Below are 17,383 nucleotides of genomic sequence, written 5' to 3' on the forward strand. Positions count from 1 at the left end.
GTGATGGTACGGTCGCCGCCGTATCAACCATGCACAATCGGTGTACAAGTGAGTGATGCAGCTCCGCTTCGATCTCCTCGGCCCGCTGACGGTGTACCGGGACGGCCAGCCGCTCGATCTCGGTTCGGTGAAGCAACGACTGCTACTCGCCTTCCTGCTGGCCCGCCCGGGCGAGGCTGTCCTCGCCGATGAGCTGGTGAACGCGCTCTGGGGCGACCAGCCGCCGGCATCCGCCGGGGCCAACATCCGCACCTATGTGCGTGGTCTGCGGCAGGCGCTCGACCACGACGGGCGGATCGTCACCACACCCGGCGGCTACCTGCTGCGGTTGGCACCGGACGAGCGCGACCTCGACCGGTTCGACGCCGCAGCCGGACGCGGGCGGGACGCCCTCGCCAGCGGCGACCCCGAGCGGGCCGAGGCCGATTTGGCCGAGGCACTGGCCCTGTGGCGTGGCCCCGCGCTGGCCGGGCTGCCGCTGCCCAGGCCGCTGTCCCGCTGGGTCGAACAGCTGGCCGAGCGACGACTGCTGGCCGAGGAGGACCACGCCGGCACGAAACTCGCGCTCGGCGCGTCCGCGCAGGTCATCCCCCGGCTCCGCACCCTGGTCGACCGGCACCCGCTACGGCAGCGCGCCTGGGGGCACCTGATGACCGGTCTCTACCACAGCGGTGACGTGGCCGGAGCGTTGGCGGCGTTCCGCCGGGCCCGGCAGGTCCTCGCCGAGGAGACCGGGATGGACCCGGGGCCCGAGCTGACCCGACTGCACGACGACATCCTGCACCACCGTTGTCCGCCCGCCGTGCCGGCACCGCGCTCCGACCGACCGGCTGCCGGCGCGGCCCGCCCCCGACCGGAGCAGCTGCCGATCGCCACGCCCGGCTTCGTCGGCCGGCAGGCGCAGCTCGCCCGCCTCGACGCGGCGGTCGGCGTACCGGCCGACGGACCGACGACGGTGGTCATCTCCGCGGTGTGCGGGATGGCGGGTATCGGCAAGACCGCGCTGGCGCTGCACTGGGCGCACCGCGTGGCGGACCGCTTTCCCGACGGCCAGCTGCACGTCAACCTGCGCGGGTACGACGGGGTCGAGTCCGTCTCCCCCGCCGACGCTCTGCTCGGCTTCCTCGAGGCGCTGGACGTGCCGCTGGGCCGCATACCGAGCAGCCTGGACGCCCGGATCGGCCTCTATCGAAGCCTGCTGGCGAACCGCGAGATGCTCATCGTGCTGGACAACGCCCGCGACGCCGACCAGGTACGTCCGCTGCTGCCGGGCGCCGGCCGGTGCGTCGTCATCGTGACCAGCCGCGACCAGCTCAGCACCCTGGTCGCCAACGAGGGCGCCCGACTGCTGACCCTCGACGTGCTCACCGACACCGAGTCGATGCACCTGCTGCGCAGCCGGGTCGACGCGGACCGGCTGGAGGCCGAGCCCGCCGCCGTCGCCGAGATGATCGAGGCAGCCGGCCGCCTTCCGCTCGCCCTGTCGATCGTGGCAGCACGGGTGGCCACCAGACCGACCTTCCCGCTCGACGCGATCGCCGCCGAGCTGCGTCCACCGGGAACCCGACTGGAGGTGCTGGCCGACGGCGACGTGCGGCGGGTGTTCTCCTGGTCGTACCAGGCCCTGAGCCCGGACGCGGCACGCCTGTTCCGCCTGCTCGGTCTGCATCCGGGGCCGGAACTGAGCGGCGCCGCCGCGGCCGCGCTGCTCGGCTGGCCCCGTGCCGCGGTCACCCCGGTGGTCCGCGAACTGACCCGGCTGCACCTGCTGACCGAGCATCACCCCGACCGGTACGCCTTCCACGACCTGCTGCGCTCGTACGCCGCCGAACTGGCCCAGCGGGCCGAACAGGCCGACGAAGGACACCAGGCCCACCGCCGCCTGTACGACCACTACCTGCACAGCGCCCACCCGGCCGCCCGCCTGGTCCAGCCGCAATGGACACCCGTGACGCCGTTGCCGGCACTTGCCGGCAACATCCACCTGCCGATGGCCGACCAGGATGCCGCGCTGGCCTGGTTCGCGGCCGAACGTCACGTGCTGCTGCGGGTGATCCGGCAGGCGGCCGCGACCGGCTTCGATGCGTACGCCTGGCAGCTGGCCTGGGCGCTGACCACCTTCCTCGCTCCCCGGGGACTCTGGCAGGACCAGTTGGCCGCCCAGCAGGCCGCGCTCGACGCGGCCGAACGCCTGGGCGACCTCGACGCCCAGGCCACCGCCAACCGGTTGCTCGGGCGGGCCGCCTCCCGGCTGGGCCAGCACGACGCCGCCGGCAGGCGGCTGATGCGGGCGATCAGCCTGTACCGGCAGCTCGGCGACCAGGGCGGACTGGCGCAGACCCTGCACAACTACACCGAGCACTGCTTCCTGCTCGGCCGCCGCGACGAGGCGCTGACGCACGCCCGCGAGGCCCTGCGGCTGTGCCGGCTGGCCAGCAACCGGGCCGGCGAGGGGCGGGCGCTGAACGCGATCGGCTACATGCACGCCGTCGCCGGCAACCATGCGCAGGCCATCGCCGACTGCACGGCGGCGCTGACCCAGCTACGGCTGATCGACGACCGCAACGGCCAGGCGGCGACGCTCGACAGCCTCGGCTTCGCCTACCACCGGCTGGGCGACCACCACCAGGCGGTGTCCTGCTACGAACAGTCCATCGAGCTGTTCCGCGACTCCGCCGACCGCTACCACCAGGCCGAGACCCTCACCCGACTCGGCGAGACCCGGGCCGTGATGGGCGACGTCGCCGAGGCCGCCGAGGCCTGGCACCTGGCCTCGGCGATCTACGACGAGTTGGGCGACCCGGCCGCCGACGACGCCCGGCGCAGGATCGCCGAACTCGACCTCGAACCGCAGTCATGATCTAGGACGGCGACGGTCGTAATAGCATCGTCGGGTGCAGACAGCGACCGGGTCCGGCGGCCAACGGACGCTGCTCGACGTCCTCCTCGACGCCGCGGACCGGAGACCCGACCAGGTCGTCGTGCACCTGCGCGAGGACGGCACGGAACGAACGGTCACCGTCCGCGAGCTGCGCGACGAGTCGCTGCGGGTGGCCGGCGGCTGCCACGCCGCGGGGATCGCTCCCGGCACCCCCGCGATCCTGCTCGCCGACGCCGGGGACGACTTCCAACCGATGTTCTGGGGAACGCTCGCCGCCGGCCTGATCCCGGTGCCACTGCCGCCCGAGCCGTCCCGGGTACGGGCGGTCCGTGACCTGCTCACCGACGCGGTCGTCGTCACCGACGACGCCACCGCCACCACCGTCGACGGACTGCCCGGCCCGGTGCTGCGGCTGGCCGCCCTGCGCGCCGGCACGCCACCGGACGAACTGCCCAGGCGCACCCCGGACGACGTGGCCTTCCTCCAGTTCTCCTCCGGCAGTACCGGCGCCCCGCGCGGGGTGGAGCTGACCCACGCCAATGTGCTGTCCAACGTGGAGCAGGCCCGGCTGGCCAGCGGGGCCCGGCCCGACGACGTCCTGGTCACCTGGATGCCGTTCTTCCACGACATGGGGCTCATCGGTACCCACCTGACCCCACTCGCCATCGGCTGCAAGCAGATCCGTATCCCACCGCTGGCGTTCGCCAAGCGCCCGGCGTTGTGGTTCACCGCCGCACACCGGCACCGCGCGACCCTGCTGTCGGCGGCGAACTTCGCGTTGGCGATGGCGGTCCGCCGGGTACCGGCGGACACCCTCGCCGCCCTCGACCTGAGCCGCGTGCGGTGCCTCGTGGTGGGCGCGGAACCGATCTCGGCGGCGGTGTGGCGGGCCTTCCTGGACCACACCCGCGCGGCCGGGCTCGACCCGGCCGCGCCACGGCCGGTGTACGGGCTGGCGGAGGCTACCCTCGCGGTGACCTTTCCCCCGGCCGGGGAGGTGGCGGCGCCGCTGGTGCTGGACCGGGCCGCCCTCAGCCTGGGACGGGCGGTGCCGACCCAGCCGGGTGGGCACGCGGTGGAGTTGATGGACCTCGGTCATCCGGTGCACGGCTGCGAGATCCGTGTCGTCGACGACCGGCACCGACCGGTGGTCGAGAACCGGGTGGGCCTGATCGAGGTGCGCGGCCCGAACGTGGCCCGCGGCTATCATCGGGCACCACAGGCCAGCCGGGAGACCTTCGTGGACGGTTGGCTGCGTACCGGTGATCTGGGTTTCCTGCGCGCCGGCCGGCTCTGCGTCACCGGCCGGGCCAAGGACGTGGTCTTCGTCAACGGCCGCACCTTCCACGCCCCCGACCTGGAGGCGGTGGCCGCCGCCACCCCCGGCCTGCCCACCGGGGTGACCGCGGTGGTCGGCTGCACCGACCCGGACTCCGGCGGCGAACGGATCGTGGTGTTCGTGGCGTGGGCCCGCCCACCGGCCGGCGCGGCCGGCGTGCTCGACGCGACGCGGGCCCGGGTGGCGGAGGCGGCCGGACACCACGACGTGCGGGTGCTGCCGCTGCCGCCGGGCGCGTTCGCCCGGACCACCAGCGGGAAGTTGCGACGGCGACGGATGCGCGACCGGTATCTGGCCGGCGACTTCGCCGACCGGGAACACCGCTGGCATCCGCCGGCCCCGGTGACCGTCCCGGCGCCGGCAAGCACGGCGGCCGAGCCGCCGGCAACTACGCCGGCCGGGCCGCCGACCGGCGACCCCTGGCGGTTGCCCCGCCGGGAGGTGGAGCGGATCGTCCGGACGGTCTGGGCCGGTGTGCTGGACCGGCCGGCCGACACGATCGGCCTGGACGACCGGTTCCTGGCCATCGGCGGGTCGTCGCTCAAGGCGATGGAGGTGCTCGCCGGGCTGGAGGACGCCCTGTCCACCACGTTCGCCCCGGCCGATCTGCGGGACTGCCCGACCGTCGCCACGCTGACCGACCGGATTCTCGCCGGCCCGGGCGTGGCACCGACCCGGCCGGCGGCCGCCCCGACCGGTGGGTACGCCGCACCGATGGCAGTGATCGGGATGGCCTGCCGGTTTCCCGGCGCGGACGACCCCGACCAGTTCTGGCGTCGCCTCGTCGACGGCGTCGACGAGGTCCGGCCGGTCCCCGCGCACCGGTGGACCCCCCAGGGCGACCACCCCCGCTGGGGTTCCTTCCTCGACGACCCGATGCTCTTCGACGCCGAGTTCTTCGGGCTCACCGAATCCGAGGCCCGGCTGACCGACCCGCACGCCCGGCTGTTCCTGGAGATCGGGTACGAGGCGCTGGAGCGCGCCGGATACGCCGGCCCTCGCCGGCAGGGCCGCCGGATCGGCGTCTTCGCGGCCGTCGGCGACAGCGCGTACCCCGAACTGCTGGCCGCCGACGGACCGGTCGCCGCGCCGGCGGCGCTGGTCGGGAACCTGCGCAATCTCGTCGCGGCCCGGTTGGCGCAGACCCTGGACCTCACCGGTCCGGCGATCGCCGTGGACACCGCCTGCTCCTCCGCGCTCGTCGCGCTGCACCTCGCGGCGCGCAGCCTCGCCGCCGGCGAATGCGACATCGCGGTGGTCGGCGGGGTCAACCTCAACCTCACCGAGACCGCCTACCGGCTGCTCGACGCCGCCGAAGCGCTCTCCCCCACCGGACGCTGCCGCGCCTTCGACGCCGACGCCGACGGCTTCGTCCCCGGCGAGGGCGGCGCGGCGCTCGTGCTGTGCCGCCCCGCCGACGCCCACGCCGCCGCAGACCCGGTGCTGGCCCTGGTCACCGGCACCGCGGTCGGCAACGACGGCCGGTCGCTGAGCCTGCTCGCCCCGAACCCGCACCGACAGTGGGAGGTCATCGCCCGGGCGTACGCCGACGCGGGCATCGACCCGGCCGCCGTCTCGTACATCGAGGCCCACGGCACCGGCACCGGCATCGGCGACCCGGTGGAGGCGCGGTCGCTGGCCGCCGCGTTCCCGCCCCGCCCCGACGGAACACCCCGCTGGCTGGGCTCGGTAAAGACCAACCTGGGCCACCTGCTCAACACGGCCGGCATGCCCGCGCTGCTGAAGGTGGTGCTCGCCCTGCGGCACCGGCAGCTGCCACCGTCGCTGCACCACGTCCGGCCGTCCACCCGGTACGACCTCGACGCGACCGGCTTCGCGGTGGTCACCGCGACCCGCCCGTGGAGCGCGCCCGGACCGCTGGTCGCCGGGGTGAACGCGTTCGGTTTCGGCGGCACCAACGCCCACGCGGTACTCAGCGAGGCGCCGCGCCGGCCGCCCACACCGGCACCGGCCGACGGCCACGTCGGCGGCCAGCTGGTGACGCTCACCGCGCACTCCGCGCCCGCGCTGCGCCGCAGCGCCCGCGACCTCGCCCAACACCTGCGCGCCCACCCGGAGCTGGCCGCGGCCGACGTGGCCGCCAGCGCCAGCACCGCCCGCGACGACGCCCCGTACCGGCTGGCCCTCGTCGCCACCGCCGACCTGGCCGACCGGCTGGAGGAGGCGGCGGACACCCTCGCCGACGCGCCGGTCCGCCGCCGCCCCCGCACCGTGTTCGTCTTCCCGGGCGACGGCACACCGGTACCGGCGCCGGTCGTCCGGGACCTGCACGCTCGGCTGCCGGTCTTCCGGGGCCTGCTGACCGATGCCTGTGCCGCAGCCGGCCCGCTGGCGGGGCGACCCCTGCTGTCCTGGTGCCTGGCCGAGGACACCCCGGCCGACCGGGACCGGCCCGACCGGCAGGTCACCGCGACGGTGGGCGTGGTGGTCGCCCTGGCGCTGGCCGGGCAGCTCACCGCGTGGGGGGTACGGCCCGACGCGGTACTCGGACACGGGGTGGGTGAGTTGGCGGCGGCTGCGGCCAGCGGGACGCTCAGCGTCGCCGAGGCGGTCCGGCGGACCGTCGCGCTGACCGGCACCGAACCGGGCGGCCCGGCCGACGAAACGGTGCGGGTAGAGATGCGGGCGGCGCTGCGCCGGTTGCTCGACGACGGGTACGACACGGTCGTCGAGCTGGGTCCGGCCGGCGATGCCGCCCGCAGCTTCGACGGCAGGGCTGCCGGACCGGTCCGGGTGGTCACGCTGCTGGACGCCCCCGCGCATCCGGCCGACGCCGGTGCCACCTCGCTGCTGACGGCGGTGGGAGGGCTCTGGTCCCGGGGTGGGCCGCTCGACCGGCTCGCCCTGCATGTCGGCCGGCGGCGGGTCCCCGTGCCGACCTACCCGTTCGAACGCCGCGCCTACCCGCCCCCGGCGGCAGCGGAGGCGGCCGTACCGCTGTATCTCCCCGCCTGGCGGGAGGTGCCGCCGGTGGCCGGCGACCGGCCGCCGACGGTCCGGCTGCGCGGCCCGGGGGTCGACGGCCGGTTCGCTGCCGCGTTGACCACCGCGCTCACCGCCGACGGGATCGAGGTCCACACCGGAGAGCCGGAAACGGCGGTACCGCCGACCGGTCGCGGGTCGATCACGGCCCGCCCCGGCGACGGCGCGTCGACGGCGGAGGTGACCGTGCTGCTCGCCGGGGCGGCGGTCGACCCGCCCGACGCGACCGCCCTCGACGCCGCCGTGGCCGACCAGGTACGCGCCGTCCGCGCCCTGCTCGACGAGGGGCTCGACCACCCGGGACGGCTGCTCGTGGTCACCGAGGACGTACACGTCACCGGCTCGGCCGCCGAGCGGCCCCGCCCGGTGCAGGCCGTACTGGCCGGGCTGACCACCGCGCTCGCCGACGAGCGTCCCGGCCTGCTGGTTCGCCCGGTGGACCTGTCCAGCCTCGACGGCGAGGCGGCCCGGGTCGACGCCGTCCGCAGGGAGGTGCGCGGGTTCGTCGACAGCGGGACGTCCGACACCGGTCGACGTGCCGGCGCCACCGGGCCCCAGGGCGCCCCGCCCGGCCCGGTCGCGGCGATCGGCGTGGCCTGGCGCAACGGGCGCCGCCTCGCCCGGTTCCTCGACCCGGCACCGACATCCACCGACCCGACGTCCGACGGGCCCGGCATGACGGGCGATGCCCGACGGCCCGGGGCGGGTGGCGTCCACCTGATCGTCGGCGGCGCGGGTGGCGTGGGCGCCGCACTGGCCCGTACCCTCGCCCGCGCCGACCGGCCGACCCTGCTGCTGGCCGGCCGGTCGGACCGGGCACCGGCCGAGCTGCTGACCGAACTGACCGAGCTGGGCGCGGCGGTGACGTACCACCGCTGCGACGTGACCGTCGCCGCCGACGTCGACGCGCTGCTCGCCGGGGCACCACGGCTGGACACCGTGTTCCACGCCGCCGGCACGGTCCGGGTCGGCACCCTGCGGGTGAAGTCCACCCGGGACGTGCTCGCCGTGCTGGCCCCGAAGGTACGCGGCAGCTACCTGCTCACCGAGGCGCTGCGCCGGCACCGCCACGACCGCGCGGCGCTGGTCGGGTTCTCGTCGGTCAGCGCGGTGCTGCCCGGCCTGGCCGGGGCGATCGGGGACTATGCCGCCGCCAACGCGTTCCTCGACGCGTTCGCCGCCGCGCACCGGGCCGCCGGCCGCCGCGTCCAGGCGGTCGGCTTCGCCGCGATCACCGACATCGGCATGGCGGCCCGCACCGGCGGCACCGGCACCGGGGCGTTGCCCGTGCGCGACGCGTTGCGCGCGCTGGCCCTCGCCCGCCGCCTCGACGCCGCCCACCTCGTCGTCGCGGACCTGCGCCGCCGAGCCGATCCCCACGCTCCAGCATCCACTGCCCCGACGTCCACTGCCCCGACGTCCACCACCCCGGCGTCCACCGCCGTCGCCGGCCGCACCGCCGGCCGGCCGCGGCCCGACGCCGCCCACGACGGGCCGAACCGGGACGAGGTGGCCCGGCTGCTGCGACGGCTGCTCGCCGAACCGCTGCACCGCCGGCCCGACGAGATCGCCGACGACGCGTCGTTCCTCGCCCTCGGCCTGGACTCGCTGGCCGCGGTGGACCTGGTCAAGCGGTTGGAGGAGGAGATCGGCCGTGATCTGCCGGTCACCCTCTTCTTCGAGTACACCACCGTCGCCGAGCTGGCCGCCCACCTGACCGCGACCACCGACGCCGCGTCACCACCGGCTGCCTGCACAGTGGAACAGCCGGCACCGGTACACGAACCCGGGCCGCGACCGTCGGCGCACGGCGAGCCGTTCCCGCTGACCGCCGTGCAGCGGGCGTTCCACGTCAACGAACGGCTGCACCCCACCGTCGCCAGCTACGCCTTCGTCCAGCAGACCATCACCGGCACCATCGACGCGACGTTGCTCGGCCGGGCCCTGGCCCACCTGGAGACACAGCACCCGATGCTGCGCGTCCGGTTCGTGCCGGGCACCGGGGCCGGTACGCCCCGCCAGGTGATCCTGCCGCCGACCGAACAACCGGCGCCGGCCTGGTACGCGGTGCAGCCGCTCACCGGCCCGCTGGGCGCCCTTGCGGAGCGGCTGTGCAACACCCCGGTCGACCTCACCCGGCAGCCGCCGCTGCGGGCGGTGCTCGTCCGGGAGACCCCCGACCGGGCCCACCTGCTGCTGGTGCAGCACCACGCCGCCGGGGACGGGTTCAGCCTCAACCTGCTCAGCGAGGAGCTGTGGTCCGGCTACACCGCGCTGTGCCACGGCCGGACACCGCCACCATCACCCGCGCCCGGCTTCGACGCGTACGCCCGCGCGGTCACCCCACCAACGGCGCAGGACCTGTCGTACTGGCAGGACCGCCTCTCCGGGGACGGCTGGACACTGCCGCTGCCGTACGACGGCGACCGGGCTGCGCCCCCCGCACCGCCGTACCTGACCCACCAGGGTGACCTGGACGCGGACCTGGTGGCAGCGCTGCGCGACCGGGCAGCCGCCGCCGGCGTCTCCCTGTTCCATCTGCTCCTCGCCGGGTACGTCCGGTGCCTGTCCCGGTGGAGTGGGCAGCAGTCGGTGCCGGTGACCGTGGCCCGGGCCGGTCGCGACGCCCGGCTGCCCGCTATCGGGCGGATCGTCGGCCCGTTCGCCGACACCCTGCCGCTACGCATCGACACGGACCCGGACGAGCCGACCGGCCAGCTCGCCGACCGGCTGCGGGTGGCCTGGTCCGCCGCGCAGCGGCACGGCTCGGTCACCAGCCTCGACCTGGCCCGCCTGCTCGACCGACCCGGGGCCGGCCCGCGCACCGCGAGCCCGGCCGGCTTCAGCTTCGCCCGGTTCCCGGTCACCCGGGATCCCGACTGCCCCGTCACCGTCACCCCGACGGCGGCCGGATCCGCGTCCGCCGCCACCCGACTCAGCCTGCTCTGCTGGGAGTCGGGCGCGGGCCTCGGCCTGTCCTGGAACTTCCCGCTACGACTGTTCACCCGGGCGACCGTGGCCCGGCTCGCCGCCGAACACCGGCAGGAACTCGTCGCGCTCGCCGCCGGGCGGCGGCAGCCCGCACAGCCCGGTGCGGCCGCCGGTGGCGATGTCACCGCGCGGATCCGGGCGGTCTGCCGGCGTACCCCCGACGCGGTGGCGGTCGACACCGGCGACGGCAGCCTGACCTACCGGGCGCTGGACCTGGCCGCCGACCGGGTGGCCGGGCTGCTCACCCGCCAGGGGGTACGCCCCGGCGACCGGGTCGGCCTGCTCACGGCACCCGGACCGCAGACGGTCGTCGGGGTGGTCGGGATCCTGCGGGCGGGCGCCGCCTGGGTGCCGCTGGACGCCGCGCACCCGCCGGCCCGGCTCACCGACCACCTGGTTCGCGCCGGGGCCGAGCTGCTGCTGCATGACGACGAGTGTGCCGCCACCGCGGCCGGCCTCGTCCACGCGGCCCGGCCGATCCGGCTCGCCCCGCCCACCTCCGACAGCGCGGCGGACGCGACCACGGACAGCGGGACCGGCCCGCAGGCGCCACCGCCGGCACCGGAGCACCCGGCGTACGTGATCTTCACCTCGGGGTCGACCGGTCGACCGAAGGGCGTACCGGTCACCCATCGGTCGATGTCGACCTACCTCGACTGGGCCATCGCCAGCTTCGGCTACCGGCCCACCGACCGGCTCGCCCAGACCTCGTCGAGCTGCTTCGACGCCTCCGTCCGACAGATCCTGGCACCGCTGCTCGTCGGCGCCACCGTGGTCACCTTCACCCGATCCCTGCTCCGCGACCCGCAGGCGCTGCTGTCCCGGATCGAGCGGGACCGGATCACCGTGTGGAGCTCGGTACCCACGCTGTGGGAGCGGATCCTGCACGCCGCCGAGGAGCACGTGGCCCGCCACGGCGTCGCGCCGGACCTGACCGCGCTGCGTTGGGTGCATGTCGGCGGGGAGGAGTTGTCGCCGGTGCCGGTCCGGCGCTGGTTCGACCTGTTCGGCGACGACTGCCGGATCACCAACCTGTACGGCCCGACCGAGGCGACCATCAACGCCACCTGGCACCTGATCGACCGCCGCCCGGACGACGCGGTACGCCGGCTGCCGATCGGCCGCCCGGTCGGCGCGGCGGTGGTGCACGTCGTCGACCCCGCCGGGCGGACCTGCCCGCCCGGCGTGGCCGGCGAGCTGTACCTGGGCGGCGTCGGCCTGACCGCCGGCTACCTCGGCGAGCCGGAGCTGACCGACGCGGCGTTCGTGGTCCGTGAGGGCCAGCGGTTCTACCGCAGCGGTGACCGTGGCCGGGTCGCGGCGGACGGCACCCTGGAGTTCCTGGGCCGGCTGGACGACCAGGTGAAGATCCACGGGTACCGGGTGGAGCCCGGCGAGATCGAGGCGGTGCTGCGGACGCATCCGGCGGTCGCCGCCGCCGCCGTGCTGCACCAGGCCGATCCGCACCCACGGCTGCACGCCTTCGTGCTGCCCACGTCGCAGTCCACCCCGACCGTGGCCGACCTTCGCGCCCACCTCGCCGCCCGGCTGCCGGAGCACATGGTTCCCGCCCGCCTCCAGTTGCTGGACAGCCTGCCGCTGACCGCCACCGGCAAGATCGACCGCGCCCGGTTGCTGGCCCACACCGGCACCCGACCGGCGACCGCCCGGGAGCACGCCGCCACCACGACCGGCCCGCACCCCGCCACCACGACCGGCCCGGTCACCGGCCCGGTCAGCGGCACCGAGGCGAGCCTGGCCCGGATCTGGGCCGACCTGCTAGACGTACCGGCGGTCGGCCCGGACGACGACTTCTTCGCCCTCGGCGGCGACTCCATCCTGATCCTGGAGGTCTTCGCCCAGCTCCGGGAACGGTTCCCCACCGCCCTGCGCCCGACCGCCATCTACGAGCACCGGACCCTGGCCGCCCTCGCTGCCGCGATCGACACCGCCGCCGATCCAGCCTCCGGTTCCGCCGGCCCGGCTGCGGGCCTGTCCCCGGCGCCGGCCACCCCGGGCCCTTCCTTCTGCGCACCGGCTGCCGGCCAGCCCGCCCCGGACACCAGCCCGGCCGGCCCGTTTCCGGTGACGGCCACCCAGCGCGGTTTCCTGCTCGCCGACGCGGTCGTACCCGGCGCCGGCACGGCCTGGCTGGCCCGCCTCCGGCTGCACGGACGACTGCGCCGCGACATCTTCCAACGCGCCGTGGACCTGCTGGTCGCCCGACACCCGATGCTCCGGACCGTCTTCCCCGCCGGCGCCCGGCCGCCGGTACAGCAGGAGCTGCCCGTCTCGATGCGGCTACCGGTCGAGTACGAGACCCTTGCCCAGCACAGCGACGTGGCCGCCCGGGTGGCCGAGGAACGCCGCCGACGGTTCGAGCCGTGGGCGTGGCCCCTGCTCCGGCTGCGCCTGCTGACGGTCACGCCGGACGAACACGTCCTGCTGGTGCACGCACACCACCTGATCGGTGACGGTTACAGCGCCGCCCTGCTGGGCCACGAACTGCTGGCGGCCTACCACCGCCAGGCCGACGGATCGCCCGACCCACTTCCGCCGCTGCGTACGAGCTTCCGGGACTACGTGACGCTGCTGGAACGCCGCTCCACCGCCGCGCCGGACCCGGCAGCCCGGGCCTGGTGGGCTCGGCGATTCGGTCCGCCGTACCGGCCACCGGTCCGGCGCGCCGACACCGACCGCAGCCCGGACGCGGACCGCCCCGAGGCCGACGGCGCACCAGGGCAGCGGACCCGATCGGCCCCGGTACGCGGCTTCACCCTCGACCTCACGGTCGTCGCCGGACTGCGCCGGCTCGCGGCCGAAGCGGCGAGCACCCTGTACGCCCCCGTACTCACCGCGTACCACCGGGCGCTGGCCCGCCTCACCAGCCAGGACGACCTGGTCGTCGGGCTGGCTGTCACCGGACGCGACCACCCGCTGCCGGACCTGCACCGCGTCTTCGGTCCCTGCGCGGCCATGCTGCCGCTCCGCCTGACCGGCACCGCCGCGTTCCCCACCCACCTCGCCCACGTCGCGGCCGAGGTCGCCGCCGCCCGGCAGCACGCCGATCCACCGTCCATCGCGGCGGCCGTGCCCACCGGACGGCCCGACGGCGCGCCGACCGGTGCCCAGTTCTTCTTCAGCTTCCTGGACTTCGACGCGCTCGACCCGGTCCTGGCGCTGGGGTCGGCCGACGACCCGCCCCCGGCCGCCCCGTCCGGCCACACCGGCTCCGCCGCGCCGACCCGGCTGCGCCTGACCTGGGACGAGGAGACCGAACTCGCCCCGCCACCGATCGGCACCGACCTGTTCCTGACCGCCCGGCCCGGACCCGACGGCCTGCGGGTCACCCTGCGCGGCTCCCCCACGGCGGTGTCCCCCACCGACCTGGACCGCCTGGTGGACTGGCTTCGTACCGACCTCACCACGGCAGCGGCCGAACAGTCGCGCCGCGGCACCCCGGAGCGCCCCGACCCGAACCTCGCCACCGCGCCTGCCGTGGTGCCGTCGACCAGGTTGACCGCAGCCATCGTCGGATACCTGCCACCACCCGCGCAGCTCGCCGCCATCGCCGGCCTGCCCGCCGGCAGCCTGCCCCGCGAACAGCTCCGCGAACTGCTCTTTCCCGCCGGTCGGCCCCGCCTGCTGGAGGAGCTGACCACGCCGCTGGGCACCTCCGGCTTCGTCTGCCTGCCCCGCTTCTCCGACGAACTGACCGCGGCCGGGGAGACACTGGCCGCCGAGACCGCCGCCGCGGTCGATCTCGCCGCCACCCTCGGCGCGGCCTGCGTCTCACTCGCCGGCCTGATTCCCGCGCACACCGGCTACGGCATCGGCGTGCTCCGGCGTACCCGCACCGCCACGGCGATCACCACCGGCCACGCCGCCACCGTCGTCTCCGTGGTCCTGACGGTCGAGGCCGCGCTGGCGGCGAGCGGGCGGCACCTGGCCGGCAGTACCCTCGCCGTCGTCGGCCTCGGCTCGATCGGCTTCTCCTCGCTACGGCTGCTGCTGGCGCGCGCACCCCGGCCACCGGCACGGCTGGTGCTCTGCGACATCCCCTCGGCCGCGCCCCGCCTGCGAGACCAGGCCAACCGGCTGCGGTCCGACGGATTCGCCGGCACCGTCGAGATCTGCGCGACGACCTCGACGGTGCCCGACCCCGGCTACGCCGCTGACCTGATCATCGGTGCCACGAGCGCGGCCACCGAACCACTCGACGTCGACCGGCTGCGCCCCGGCACGATCGTGGTGGACGACTCCTTCCCGCACGCCCTGAACCCGGTCCGGGCGCTGGCCCGGATGCGACACGACCGCGACGTCCTCGTCGTCGGCGGCGGCCTGCTGCACGTCGCGGAGACCACCCGGACCGTACCGGCGGACCTGCCACCGGCCGCGATCGCCGGGCACGCGGCAGGCTTCGGCCTGCCCGGCGCGGTCGCCTCCTGTCAACTCGAATCGCTGCTGCGGGCCGCCAGCCCGACCCTGCCGGTGGTGCACGGCCTGGTGGACGACTCGACGGCGGCGACGTACGCACAGGCGCTGACCGAGGCGGGGATCGGCGCCGCACCGCTGCATCTGCTGCACCAACTCGTTGATGCGGACCTACCCGCAGCGTTACCAGCCGGACCACCGGCGTAACGGAGCTTCGGTGGATTATGCGGCTGGCCCGGAACACGGACGCCAAATCGTTCGACTGGACCAGGCGGCGAACCAGATCCGGAACAGGTCACCGACGAACTGCCGGGCGCCCTGATCCGGGTTCGTGGCGCAATAATCGGGGAGCAGACCTACGGACGAACCTCGCTCCGGAGCCCGTACGAGCAGCGACGATGTTCCGCTGCCCGACCTTCGACATCGCCTTCGAAACGGTCCGCGGCACACCGTTTGCCGGCAAGCAAAGTAAGACTGACCTAACAAAGGTTAGGCTAATCTTCGTTAATACCGAAACGTGACGTGAATGGCGTCGAGCGCAGCGCGCGCGGCGTTCCGCTGTTAGAGTGATATTCGGACGCGAATTGCACGACACCAAGCGGTGGCGGGGTTTACCTTGCCACCCGAGCGGCAAATAACGACCGACATACGAGCACACCGAGCCGATGCGTTCCACTGCTCCGTCGGCGTCAACAGTTGGGAGACACCATGAAAACTCTGCTGCAGTCGCCCCCGGTACGCGAGTGCGCCGCCACCGCGTGCAGCTTCAACGACAGCGGCTGTCACGCTCCGGCGATCACCGTGGCTTCGGCCGGTGATGCCGCGTCCTGCGCGACGTTCGTGGAGTCCTCGGTGCAGGGCGGGATCGCGGAGGTGACCGGCGCCGTGGGTGCCTGCGCGCGCTCCGAGTGCGTCTACAACACCAACCTCGCCTGCAAGGCCGAGTCCATCACCGTCGGCCCAGGCGCCACCGTCAGCGACTGCCTCACCTACCAGCCGGCCTGACCCTCGCCCGCGCCCGCGCACCGGATGACGGCACCGTCGAGGCGCCGACACGGTGACGGAGGCGGCACACGACCGGACCCCGCCTTGGCAAGGTAAGCCTTGCCTATTAAGGTCAGATCCCTAGGCCACACCACCTCCACTTCATGGCCGAGGGGATCGAGATGGCGTTTCACCCAGCCGGGCCGGCGGAGCTGACGGGCGTCCCGTCCGCCGCAGACGCCAGCGCGTCAGCGGCGGACGGGGACATCGCGGCGACCGGCCCAGGCGCCGTAATGGCACGCTCTGTCCTGTCCACCGCCACCTCCCTGCGGCTGCGGCTCGGCGACGTCGCCGTCGACCTCATCGAATCGCACGTCCTCCTGCCCGACGGCACCGTGGTCCTCGCGGTCGACGCGATGAGCCGGGCCGGCGGCCTGCTGGTCGCCGTGCGCGGTCGACCGGGTGCGGTACGGCTCGACGTGACGCAACTCATCCCGGTCGCCGTACGATCCCGGGTCCGGGCCAGAGTGCGGGTGCTGGGTACTGCCCGCCGATTCGACCCGGCCAGCCTGGAGTCGTGCGACGGCGACACCCTGCTGTCCCTGCTCGACCTGCCGCCCGTCGCGCTGTGGGTGATCGAACCGGTCGAGCTGGGCCTCACCCGTGACGGCGGCGAGACCACGGTCGACATCAGCGCCTACCGCGCCGCACGCCCGGATCCGCTCGCCGCCGACGAGGCCGTACACCTGCAACGCCTCGCGCAGCAGCACAGCGACGTCCTCGACCAGCTCGCGACGCTGGTCGACCCGGCGTTGACCACCGGTACGGCGCGGGTCGTGCCGATCGCCCTCGACGCCGACGGCATCGTGCTCCGCACCGAGGCGCCGGACCGACACACCGACCTCCGGCTGCCGTTCGCCCGTCGAGTCACCGCGGGCGCCGGCCTCGCCGACGAACTTCGGGCGCTCCTCGCCGAGGCCGCCCGACACGGGATCCCCGGCTGCGCCCGACCGCGCTAGACCTCATGACTTCTCACCTCGTCGCGCTCTGCTTCGACGCGAACGACCCGGGTCGTCTCGCGCACTTCTGGGCCGGCGTCCTGGGCTGGGAGATTGCCGACGACCCCGCCGGCGTCGCGCTCCTGCCGAACGACGACACCGGCTTCCGGATCCGATTCCTGCCGACCCGGCAGCGCAAGGTCGGCCAGAACCAGATGCACTTCGACCTCACCAGCACGTCCCTCGACGACCAGCGGCAGACGGTGGCGAGGTCGCTCGGGCTCGGTGCCCGGCACATCGACATCGGCCAGCGCCCCGAGGATGATCACGTGGTGCTCGCCGACCCCGAAGGCAACGAGTTCTGTGTCATCGAGCCGGGCAACAACTTCCTCGCTGACTGCGGATTCATCGGAGCGCTCGCCTGCGACGGTTCGCAGCAGGTCGGGTACTTCTGGAGCGAGGCGCTGGGCTGGCCGTTGGTCTGGGACCAGGACCAGGAGACCGCCATCCGCTCGCCGCACGGCGGCCCGAAGATCACGTGGGGCGGTCCGCCCTTCATACCGAAGACCGGAAAGAACCGGCTGCACTTCGACCTCGCTCCACCTCCCCACGGTGATCAGCAAGCGGAGGTCGACCGGCTCGTCTCCCTCGGGGCGACTCGACTCGACATCGGCCAGGGCGAGGTCGACTGGGTGGTGCTGGCTGATCCCGACGGCCACGAGTTCTGTGTGTCGACCCCTCGATAGCGCGACC

The 17,383-nt window shown here is 74.5% G+C and carries 5 protein-coding genes; all 5 read left to right on the top strand.

Annotated features, from left to right (window positions below; all coding sequences use genetic code 11):
* Nucleotides 1–55 precede the first annotated feature (55 nt).
* The 5 genes from BMY89_RS13945 to BMY89_RS13965 all read left to right on the top strand — a co-directional run bounded on the left by BMY89_RS13945 (nucleotide 56) and on the right by BMY89_RS13965 (nucleotide 17,376).
* Nucleotides 56–2,860 (top strand): AfsR/SARP family transcriptional regulator, encoded by a 2,805-nt coding sequence (locus BMY89_RS13945; protein ID WP_092380219.1) that lies wholly within the window; start codon nucleotides 56–58, stop codon nucleotides 2,858–2,860.
* Nucleotides 2,861–2,894: 34 nt separating this feature from the next.
* On the top strand, nucleotides 2,895–14,855 hold the full coding sequence (locus BMY89_RS13950; protein ID WP_092380221.1) for a hybrid non-ribosomal peptide synthetase/type I polyketide synthase: 11,961 nt from the start codon (nucleotides 2,895–2,897) through the stop codon (nucleotides 14,853–14,855).
* A 501-nt stretch (nucleotides 14,856–15,356) separates the two neighbouring features.
* Nucleotides 15,357–15,653, top strand: a complete 297-nt coding sequence (locus tag BMY89_RS13955) for a DUF1540 domain-containing protein (protein WP_092380222.1) — start codon at nucleotides 15,357–15,359, stop codon at nucleotides 15,651–15,653.
* 272 nt (nucleotides 15,654–15,925) lie between these two features.
* The gene (locus BMY89_RS13960) at nucleotides 15,926–16,651 is read left to right on the top strand and encodes a DUF2470 domain-containing protein (protein ID WP_372433275.1); all 726 of its coding nucleotides are present in this window, start codon (nucleotides 15,926–15,928) and stop codon (nucleotides 16,649–16,651) included.
* 5 nt (nucleotides 16,652–16,656) lie between these two features.
* Nucleotides 16,657–17,376 (top strand): VOC family protein, encoded by a 720-nt coding sequence (locus tag BMY89_RS13965; RefSeq protein WP_092380224.1) that lies wholly within the window; start codon nucleotides 16,657–16,659, stop codon nucleotides 17,374–17,376.
* Nucleotides 17,377–17,383: the final 7 nt, after the last annotated feature.

This window comes from Micromonospora phaseoli, from assembly GCF_900109115.1.
GTDB classification, from domain to species: domain Bacteria; phylum Actinomycetota; class Actinomycetes; order Mycobacteriales; family Micromonosporaceae; genus Micromonospora; species Micromonospora phaseoli.